The following is an 8696-nucleotide window of genomic DNA, read 5'->3' as shown; positions in this document are numbered from 1 at the left end:
CGTCCCGCCCTGCAGCAGGCGGCCGGTCCCGCGGCGGCCGGCATGATCGTCGCCGCGGTCCTCGCGCCCGCGCACGCCGCGTGGGGCGTGGTCGCTGCGCATGCGCTCGCACTGGTCCTCCTCCTCTTCGTCGGACCCGAGCCGCCGCTGTCGGCCGACGAGCAGCGCGATGCCCCGAGCGGCGTGCGCGGCGTGTTCCACGACCTCCGCGAGGCCGTCGGGTTCACCGTGCGCACGCCCTGGCTGCTGTGGACGCTGCTGTTCGCCACGGGATGGGTGCTGGTCTTCGTGGGGCCCGAGGAGGTCCTGCTGCCGTTCGTCACGCGCGACCGCATCGGCGAGGATCCGCGCTGGTTCGGCTTCCTCCTCGCGATCTACGGCGTCGGCGGGGTCGTCGGGTCGATCGTGGTGTCGTCGATGAAGCTGCCGCGCCGGTACCTCACCGTGATGATGGGCGTGTGGGGCGTCAGCACGCTGCCGTTCGCCGTCGTCGGCATCACGCACGAGTACTGGCTCATGGCCCTGTGTCTGTTCCTGGTCGGCTTCGGGTTCAGTTACGGCAACGTCATCTGGGGCACGCTGCTGCAGCGCCGCGTGCCGCGGCACATGCTCGGGCGCATCTCGAGCCTCGACTTCTTCGTGTCGCTCGCGCTCATGCCGCTGTCGATGGCGCTCGCCGGCCCGCTCGCGCAGGTCGTGCCGATCGAGACGATCTTCATCGCGGCCGGCGTCATCCCGCTCTTCCTCGGCGCCGTCGCCTACCTCGTCGCCCGCATGCCGGCGGACGAGATCGCCCATCCCCTCGACCACTGAACCGAGAACCATGCCCGCTCACCCCGCAGCCGCCCTCGTCCTCGCGCGCCCCGCCTGGTCGTGGCGCCTCGCCCCCGCACTGCTGGTGTGCCTCGCAGCGCCCGCGTTCTTCGTCGTCCGCGTGCCGTGGGTCGGATGGATGCTGCTGGCCGCGGGCCTTGCGCTCGCGCTCGTGGCCGAACGGGGGAGCGGTGGTGCGGTGCCGGATCCGGTCGCCGAGGCCTCGAACGCGGGTGCCACGCCGGCCACCGGCATCCGTCGCCGGCCCTCGCTCGTGCGTGACCTCTCGCTCATCGCGGCCGGTCTGCTCATCGTGAGCGCGATCCCGCTGAAGGCGGAGCTCGACGACCTTGCGATCCTCCGGTTCGCGGTGGCGCTCGGCGGGGCGGTCGCCGTGCCGTACGCGATCTCGCGCTGGGTGTACCGCGATCACGCCGTGCGCTTTCCGTGGCGCGGCGGCGGTCGGTGGACGACGTTCCAGTGGACATGGCTCGTCGCCGTGCTCGGGCTCGGTTGGCTGATCCTGCCGTTCTACTTCATCACGTCGGGCGTCTTCCACAACTGGCCGGTGGTCGACACGCCCGACCTCATCGCGCGGCTGTTCGTCGGCGTCGGAGCGGTGGGCATCTGGGACGAGCTGTTCTTCATCTGCACATGCTTCGCGCTGCTGCGGCGGCACTTCCCGGACTGGCAGGCCAACGTCCTGCAGGCGGTCGTGTTCGTCTCGTTCCTGTGGGAGCTCGGCTACCAGGCGTGGGGGCCGGTGCTGACCATCCCGTTCGCGCTGCTGCAGGGCTTCATCTTCATGAGAACCCGCTCGCTCTCGTACGTGGTGACCGTGCACCTGCTGTTCGACGCCGTCGTGTTCCTGGTGCTCGTCCACGCGCACAACCCGGGCGTGCTGGATCGGCTGTTCCTGGTGTGACCTCTGCCGATCTTCACGGCCGGGTAGCAGCGCGCCGGAGGTGTCAACCCCGTCGACTCGCACGCCGCGGTGCTCGACACTCGTGCCGACGACAGATCGACCGCGCCGCGCGCGGCCGAGGAGGAGGGCGGATGGATTCCCTGTGGCGGCAGACTGCCCCGCACATCCCCGACGACCCCTCGGCGCCGCCGAAGGGCAGCACGGTCGTGGTCGCCGGCGCCGGGCTCACGGGGCTCGCCGTGGCCACCATCCTCCGCCGGGCGGGCATGCGGGTCGCGGTGGTGGAGGCGCGCTCGATCGGTGCGGTCACCACCGGCAACACGACCGGGAAGCTGAGCCTGTTGCAGGCAGACGTGCTCACGCGGATCCGCGCACACGCGGGCGACGAGACGCTTCGGGCATACGTCGCGTCGAATCGTGCCGCGCAGCAATGGGTGCAGCGCGAGTTCCGTTCGGTTCCGGGCGTCGTCGCAGAGCGGCGGGCCGTCACATACACGAGCTCGACCGACGGCGTCCCGGCGATCGACCGGGAGTTCTCGGCATCGCAGGCGGCGGGCATCCCGGTCGAGCGGCTCCGCCGGCCTTCGCGCGAGGAGCTGGGCGTGCCCTTCGACATCGAGGCCGCACTGCGCCTCGACGGCCAGTTCCAGCTTCACCCGCTGCGGCTTCTCGCCGAGTTGGCCCGGCGCCTGCGCGGCGACGGCGTGCCGATCGTCACCGGGTGCCGGCTGACCGATGCCGACGTGGATGACCACGGCGTGACCGTGGAGTCGACGCGGGGCGAAGTGAGGTGCACGACTCTCGTGCTGGCCACCGGCGCCGTCCCGCTCGATCGCGGCCTGCTGTTCGCCACGCTCGTGCCTTCCCGGTCGTTCGTGGTCGCGTACGACCTCGCGCGCGAGGCATCCGTCCCGAACGGCATGTTCCTCTCGCTGGACGATCCGTCGCGCTCGATGCGGTGGGACGACTTCGGCGGCACGCGGGTTCTCACGCTCGGGTCCGGCGCGCATCCCACTGGTCGCGCGGAACGAACGAGCGATCTGCTGTCGGAGCTCGACCGATGGGCCTGCTCTTGGTGGCCGGGCGCCCGCCGCCGCACCTGGTGGGCGGCGCAGGACTACCGCAGCGTCTCGCACCTTCCGTTCGCGGGTGTGCTGCCCCGGACTGGTGGGCGGATCTTCGCAGCAACGGGATACGACAAATGGGGGATGACCAACGCGATCGCGTCAGCGCTGCGTATCGCGGGACGCATCCTCGACCGCCACGAGCCGTGGGCGGCTGCGCTGGACGCCCACCACGCCGGGATGGCCGACATCGGCGAGGCCGTGCAGGCGAACGCCAGCGTCGGGAGTCACCTCGTCGCGGACTGGGTGCGCACCGGCGTCGCGCCCGTCCGGGGCGACGCGCCCGCCGAAGGCCACGGCTACGTCGTCCGGCGAGGGATGTCGCCCGTCGCGGAGTCGACGGTGGCGGGGGTGACACGCCGCGTGTCGGGGGTGTGCACCCACCTCGGTGGCATCGTCTCGTGGAACGACGCGGAGTGCACATGGGACTGCCCGCTCCACGGCTCCAGGTTCTCCTCCGACGGGAGCGTGCTGGAGGGTCCCGCAGTGGAGCACCTCTCGCCGGCAGAGGAGTGAGCGGCTGCGGGCGGGTCGAAGGTCGAGGTGCCCGCTGTCCACGAGGCGGAGCGCGCGGCTGGGACGTCGCCGGTTCAGATGTCGTCGGGCGCGGCGGACCCGTAGGGCTCGTCGGGGATGGGCACCACCGCCACGGGCACGCCGGCCGACAGCAGCAGGAAGGCCGTGCGCGCCTCGCCCTCGCCGTCGTTCACCTCCAGCCAGCGCGGCCCTGACGCGATCCCGTCGACGATCTCCTGTGCGACATCCCCCAGATCTCGCCCCCCGACGCTGTAGTGCTCGCCGCCGTAGTAGATGTCGATTCGCTTCATCGCCGCTCCCGTCGCCCCGAAGGGTGTGAGGGTCCCACCTCCCGGCGACCGCCGCCCAACGCCTTGACAACGGCGCGCATACGGCGTAGGCGCGGGGGCGCGGGCCCGATTCAGCGCAGCATCTCGTGCTCGCCGACCGGCTCAGTCGCTTGCGGCTGGGGCGGCTCGGGCACGAGGTACAGCCCGGCCGGTGAATTGGCCGTGTGGGCGAGCGCATCGATCCACGCCGGATTCAGGCGCGGAGTGCGGCTGCCGTAGAACTTGTAGACCAGCGAGCATCGCGGGTGCACCCAGATCGTCGTCCGTCCGTCGCCGATGCTGGCGTCGTCGCGCCACGTGAAGTGGAACGGCTCGCCGCGCCGGAGCTTGGTGCCGATCACCAGCTGCAGGTGTGCGAGTGTCCGGTCGTCGAAGTCGACCTTGACGGCGCCCTCGTAAATCAACTTGCCCATGATGCGCCTCCGGCGCGAAGCCTGCAGGAGAACGAAGCGATGGTCCGCTCGGGGGGAACGCCCACCAGCCCGGTCCCTTCATGATCCCGCGCTCGGAGCCCGCGCGCCAGTGCCGGCCCGCAGACCCCGCGAGACCGTTGGTGCGTACGGCGAGACATCGTCACTCGCTCGACACGGCGGATGCGTGATCCGGCGCGCCCACCGGCTTCGATTCGGCGGAACCGCTCTGGCGCAGGAAGATCGACAGCGCGATCATCGCCCCCACCGCCAGGAACTCGGACTGCCAGTTCTGCAATGTCCTGTTCCAGAAGTCCGGCGAGCCGAGATACTCCACCCACGCGATCGGCGGATCCCCGTGCTCGGCGTTCTCGGCGTTGGTGACGACCGTGCCCGCGAGCGACTGGGCGAGCCACGACAGCGCGAACACCGCGCCCATCACCAGCAGGAGCGAGTTGGCGTAGATCGTTCGACGGATGCCGCCGGCCCTGGCCCATGCGGGGGAGTCGGGGCGTGCGTGCTCGCCGACGAGCTGCTCCTTCTCGCTTCCCGGCCCCTCGTCGCCGGGCTTCTTGGACTCGGGGGAGCCGCGCTGGACGAGCCACACGGTCGCGGCGATGAACAGGAAGAACTGGAGGAACTCCGACTGCCAGTTCTCGGCCACGTCGACGACGAAGTCTGACGAGGTGACGAATGCGACGTAGCCCTCGCCAGGCGCCCCGTGCTGCTGGAGTCGCTCGTTGCTCTCCATCCAGCCCGCAACCGACTGCCCGGCGAGGGCGAGGAAGAAGATCGCGCCGAAGAGGATGCTCAGTGCGTTGTCGCGGACCGAGCGCATGTCACCTCCCGGCCAGCGGGAGGGCGATCTGGTAGGCGAGGCCGACTGCGAGCACCGCGATCCACGACCAGAAGACCACGGCTTCTCCGGGGCGGGGTCCGGCCTCCTCGGGAGTGAAGTCGACCATGCTGTGCTCCTTCCTGTGCACCGCGGCGAGCGGTGAGCATCAGCATGCGAGGCACCGGGAAGAGGGGGAATGGCCTTGACAAGCGGTGGTGCGATGGGGACGTGCCGCGCCCGGTCGGCGGTCCCTGACGTCACACGAGCTTCAAGAGGCCTCGGCGACCGCCCGTGTAATGGGGTAGAGCAGGACGATCACGGCGGCGCCCAGGGCGGCGCCGACCAGCTGGGCGCCGATGAAGGGCAGCACCGAGGCGGGCGCGATGCCCGCGAACGTGTCGGTGAACATGCGGCCCACTGTGATGGCGGGATTGGCGAAGCTCGTGGACGACGTGAAGAAGTACGCCGCGCCGATGTAGGCGCCGACCGCGGGCGCCGCCAGCGACGAGCGGTCGGTGCGCACCAGCGCGAAGATCACGACGATGAGGCCGGCGGTCGCGACGACCTCCGACAGGAGCAGGGGCACCCCGCTGCGGTCGGTGGTGCTCCAGGACACTGCGGGCACCGCGAACATCAGGTCGGCGAGCACGGCGCCGGCGATGCATCCGAGCACCTGCGCCGGCAGGTACACCGCTGCCGTGGACCAGGCGCGCCGGTGCAGGACGATGTCGCTGAGCGTCACGACCGGGTTGAAGTGGGCCCCCGACACCGACGCGAAGACGAGGATGAGCACGGTCAGGCCGAGCGCCGTCGCGACGGCGTTCTCGAACAGCTGAAGCCCGGTGTCGCCGGGGGAGAGCCGCTGGGCGGCGATGCCCGATCCCACCACGACGGCCGCGAGGCCCGCGCTGCCGAGGAGTTCGCCGGCGGCGGCGCGCACCATCCGCCTCACGAGCCGACGAGGAGGTGGGAGACGCGGTCGAGGGCCCCCGGAACGAGGGCGTAGTACGCCCACGTCCCGCGCTTGCTTCGGGTGAGGAAGCCCGCGGCCGTGAGGATCTTGAGGTGGTGCGACACCGTCGGCTGGCTGAGGCCGACAGGTTCGATGAGGTCGCAGACGCATGCCTCGGCGTTCTCGGACGCCGCCACGATCGACAGCAGCCGGAGCCGTGTCGGATCGGCCAGGGCCTTCATGGTGACCGCGAGCTGCTCCGCCTCTGGGGCAGTGAGCGGCTCGCGGACGAGCGGGGAGCAGCACGCGCCGGCGCTGACGTCGGCGACCTCGATCATGGTGGGCACGGATCGATGATAGTCGATATTGACAACCGTCGATATAGCGGACGAGAATCATGCATCGAAGATCATCGATATGCCCGGAGGCTGCTGTGACCCTGCTCGACCTCACCCCGCGCGTCGCCGACACCGATCGGCTCGCAACGCTTCCCGTCGCGATCATCGGCGCCGGGCCCATCGGACTGGTTGCCGCGGCCCACCTCCTCGAACGCGGGCTCGACTTCGTGGTCTTCGAGGCGGGCGACGACATCGCAGCGAGTGTCCGGTCGTGGGGGCACACACGCCTGTTCTCGCCGTGGCGGCATCTCGTCGACCCCGTTGCGCTGCGGCTCCTCGAGGAGCAGGGGTGGCAGCATCCGGAACCCGGCGCAGCGCCGACCGGACGCGAGCTGGTCGAGCGCTACCTCGAGCCGCTGGCGCGGATGGAGGAGATCGCCTCACGCATCCGGCTGCGCACCGAGGTCGTCGCCGTGGCCCGCGAGGGCATGGACCGCACGCGCACGCGTGCACGCGCCGCGACCCCGTTCGCCGTCCGCGTGCGCACCGATGACGGCGAGATCGTCGACGTCGCCGCCCGCGCCGTGATCGACGCCTCCGGCACGTATCGCAGCCCCAATCCGCTCTCCTCCAGTGGGCTCGACCTGCTCGGCTCCGACGAGATCGCCGACCACGTCATGCCGGCGCTTCCCGACGTCCTCGGCCGGGATCGCGCGGTCTTCGCGGGTCGCCGCACCCTCGTCGTCGGCGCTGGTCATTCCGCGGCGAACACGCTTCTCGCCCTCGCGGAGCTGGCCCGCGACGAGCCGGGAACCACCGCCGCGTGGGCGATCCGCAATTCCCAGGCGGTCAGGGTGTCGTCGTCCGCGGACGACGAGCTCGCCGACCGGGCGCGACTGGGGAGCCGGGTCGACCGCGCGATCGCGGACGGCCTCATCGAGGTGATCGACGGGTTCGAGATCGAGCGCGGACGCCGCGCCGCGGGCGGAGTCGAGCTGACCGGCACGCGTCGCGGCCGACTCGAGACGCTCCGCGCCGACGTGGTCGTGCGCGCGACCGGATTCCGCCCCGACCTCGGCATCCTGCGCGAGATCCGTCTCGAGCTCGACGACGTGGTCGAGGCGCCGAAGCGTCTCGCGCCGCTCATCGACCCCAATGTGCACTTGTGCGGCACGGTCGAGCCGCACGGGTTCCGCGAACTGCAGCACCCCGAGCCCGGCTTCTTCGTCGTCGGCATGAAGTCGTACGGTCGCGCGCCGACCTTCCTCCTGGCGACGGGTTACGAGCAGGTGCGTTCGGTCACCGCATGGATGGCGGGGGATGCCGCCGCCGCTGCGAAGGTGGAGCTCGTGCTGCCGGCGACCGGCGTGTGCTCGACGGACTCCGCACGCGCGGGAGGATGCTGCTCCTGATGCACGTGCGAGAGTTGCGCCCCGAGGACTGGCCTGCCGTCGAAGAGATCTACCGGCACGGCATCGAGGACGGCGAGGCGACGTTCGAGACCCGGACACCGGCCTGGCACGACTTCGATGCCGGCAGGGTCGCCGCGCCGCGTCTGGTCGCGCACGACGGCGACGGTCGCGTCGCCGGCTGGGCCGCGGCATCCGCGGTGTCATCCCGCCCGGCGTATCGCGGGGTGATCGAGCACTCGGTCTATGTGCATCGCGACGCGCGCGGGCAGGGCATCGGGGCGCTCCTCCTCGACGCGTTCATCGAGGGTGCCGACTCCGCGGGGTATTGGACGATCCAGTCGAGCGTGTTCCCCGAGAACGCGGCGAGCCTGCGGGTGCACGAGCGCGCCGGCTTCCGCATCGTCGGGCGGAGGGAGCGCATCGCGCAGTCGCTGCTCGGACCCCACGCCGGGCGATGGCGCGACACGGTGCTGATCGAGCGGCGGAGCGCGCGCAACGGGCGCTCGGAGCAGCCGGTGTAGATAGACTGCGGTCTATGGATCCTGGTGCCGCCGACCGGTCGCTGACCGTGCTCGCTGATCCGACGCGCGTGCGCATCCTCCGTCTGATCAGGGACTCCGGCGACGGTCGCGTCCTGGTTGGCCGGACCGCAGACGCCCTTGGGCTGACGCAGCCGACGGTGAGCCACCACATGCGCGCACTCCTCGACGACGGCATCGTCGAGCGGCATCCGGAGGGACGGCGAGTCTGGTACTCGATCGCGCCCGACAGCGGGGATCGCGTCGACGCCGTGATCGGCGGTCCCGCCGTGGAGTCGACGCCGGCCGATCTGGAGCGGATCGCGCGCGACCTCTCGATGCGGTTCCGCGGCACATTCGGCCCCGAGACGGTGGCGCGCTGCGTCGACGAGAGCTATCGCCTCCTGGCGCGCGGTTCGTCGCCGCGGCTGGCGTCGCGGACGGCGGCGTTCGCGGCGGCGCGGCTCGAGGCGCTGAGTCGCGCCGCCGTGCGTGCCGAC

General features: G+C 71.2%; 12 protein-coding genes. 6 read left to right on the top strand and 6 right to left on the bottom strand.

The features are described from left to right. From EIO58_RS08405 to EIO58_RS08395, 3 genes are all read left to right on the top strand, one after another. A partial coding sequence (locus tag EIO58_RS08405) for an MFS transporter (RefSeq protein ID WP_127819149.1) occupies positions 1–813 on the top strand: 813 nt, incomplete at its 5' end. A 10-nt stretch (positions 814–823) separates the two neighbouring features. Continuing rightward, positions 824–1738 carry a CPBP family intramembrane glutamic endopeptidase gene (locus tag EIO58_RS08400; RefSeq protein WP_127819148.1) on the top strand — a complete coding sequence of 305 codons (915 nt, stop codon included), beginning with the start codon at positions 824–826 and terminating at the stop codon, positions 1736–1738. 131 nt (positions 1739–1869) lie between these two features. Then, positions 1870–3378, top strand: coding sequence for an FAD-dependent oxidoreductase (locus EIO58_RS08395; protein WP_127819147.1), 1509 nt, complete (start codon positions 1870–1872; stop codon positions 3376–3378). Between the two features lie 74 nt (positions 3379–3452). Here EIO58_RS08395 and EIO58_RS08390 read toward each other — a convergent pair whose 3' ends face one another. The 6 genes from EIO58_RS08390 to EIO58_RS08370 form a co-directional block, all read right to left on the bottom strand. Further along, the gene (locus EIO58_RS08390) at positions 3453–3689 is read right to left on the bottom strand and encodes a hypothetical protein (protein ID WP_127819146.1); all 237 of its coding nucleotides are present in this window, start codon (positions 3687–3689) and stop codon (positions 3453–3455) included. 110 nt (positions 3690–3799) lie between these two features. Continuing rightward, the gene (locus EIO58_RS08385) at positions 3800–4141 is read right to left on the bottom strand and encodes a DUF7882 family protein (RefSeq protein WP_127819145.1); all 342 of its coding nucleotides are present in this window, start codon (positions 4139–4141) and stop codon (positions 3800–3802) included. A 160-nt stretch (positions 4142–4301) separates the two neighbouring features. Beyond that, positions 4302–4976, bottom strand: a complete 675-nt coding sequence (locus EIO58_RS08380) for a DUF6766 family protein (protein ID WP_127819144.1) — start codon at positions 4974–4976, stop codon at positions 4302–4304. A gap of 1 nt (position 4977) precedes the next feature. Continuing rightward, positions 4978–5103 (bottom strand): hypothetical protein, encoded by a 126-nt coding sequence (locus tag EIO58_RS19505; protein WP_274543201.1) that lies wholly within the window; start codon positions 5101–5103, stop codon positions 4978–4980. A gap of 141 nt (positions 5104–5244) precedes the next feature. After that, positions 5245–5919, bottom strand: coding sequence for an aquaporin (locus tag EIO58_RS08375; protein ID WP_127819143.1), 675 nt, complete (start codon positions 5917–5919; stop codon positions 5245–5247). 5 nt (positions 5920–5924) lie between these two features. After that, positions 5925–6275, bottom strand: coding sequence for a metalloregulator ArsR/SmtB family transcription factor (locus EIO58_RS08370; RefSeq protein ID WP_446723909.1), 351 nt, complete (start codon positions 6273–6275; stop codon positions 5925–5927). Between the two features lie 86 nt (positions 6276–6361). Here EIO58_RS08370 and EIO58_RS08365 point away from each other — a divergent pair, with 86 nt between their 5' ends. From EIO58_RS08365 to EIO58_RS08355, 3 genes are all read left to right on the top strand, one after another. Then, positions 6362–7678 (top strand): NAD(P)-binding domain-containing protein, encoded by a 1317-nt coding sequence (locus EIO58_RS08365; protein WP_127819142.1) that lies wholly within the window; start codon positions 6362–6364, stop codon positions 7676–7678. Then, on the top strand, positions 7678–8199 hold the full coding sequence (locus EIO58_RS08360) for a GNAT family N-acetyltransferase (RefSeq protein WP_127819141.1): 522 nt from the start codon (positions 7678–7680) through the stop codon (positions 8197–8199). Before EIO58_RS08365 ends, EIO58_RS08360 begins: the two co-directional genes overlap by 1 nt. Positions 8200–8213: 14 nt before the next feature. Next, the coding region (locus EIO58_RS08355; RefSeq protein WP_164861594.1) for an ArsR/SmtB family transcription factor at positions 8214–8696 on the top strand (483 nt) is incomplete at its 3' end.

Origin of the sequence: Microbacterium sp. CPCC 204701, from assembly GCF_004010105.1 — a bacterium.
In the GTDB taxonomy this organism is placed as follows: domain Bacteria; phylum Actinomycetota; class Actinomycetes; order Actinomycetales; family Microbacteriaceae; genus Microbacterium.
The sequence above is the reverse complement of the archived record's forward strand: the minus strand, read 5'-3'. Positions and strand labels throughout refer to the sequence as shown.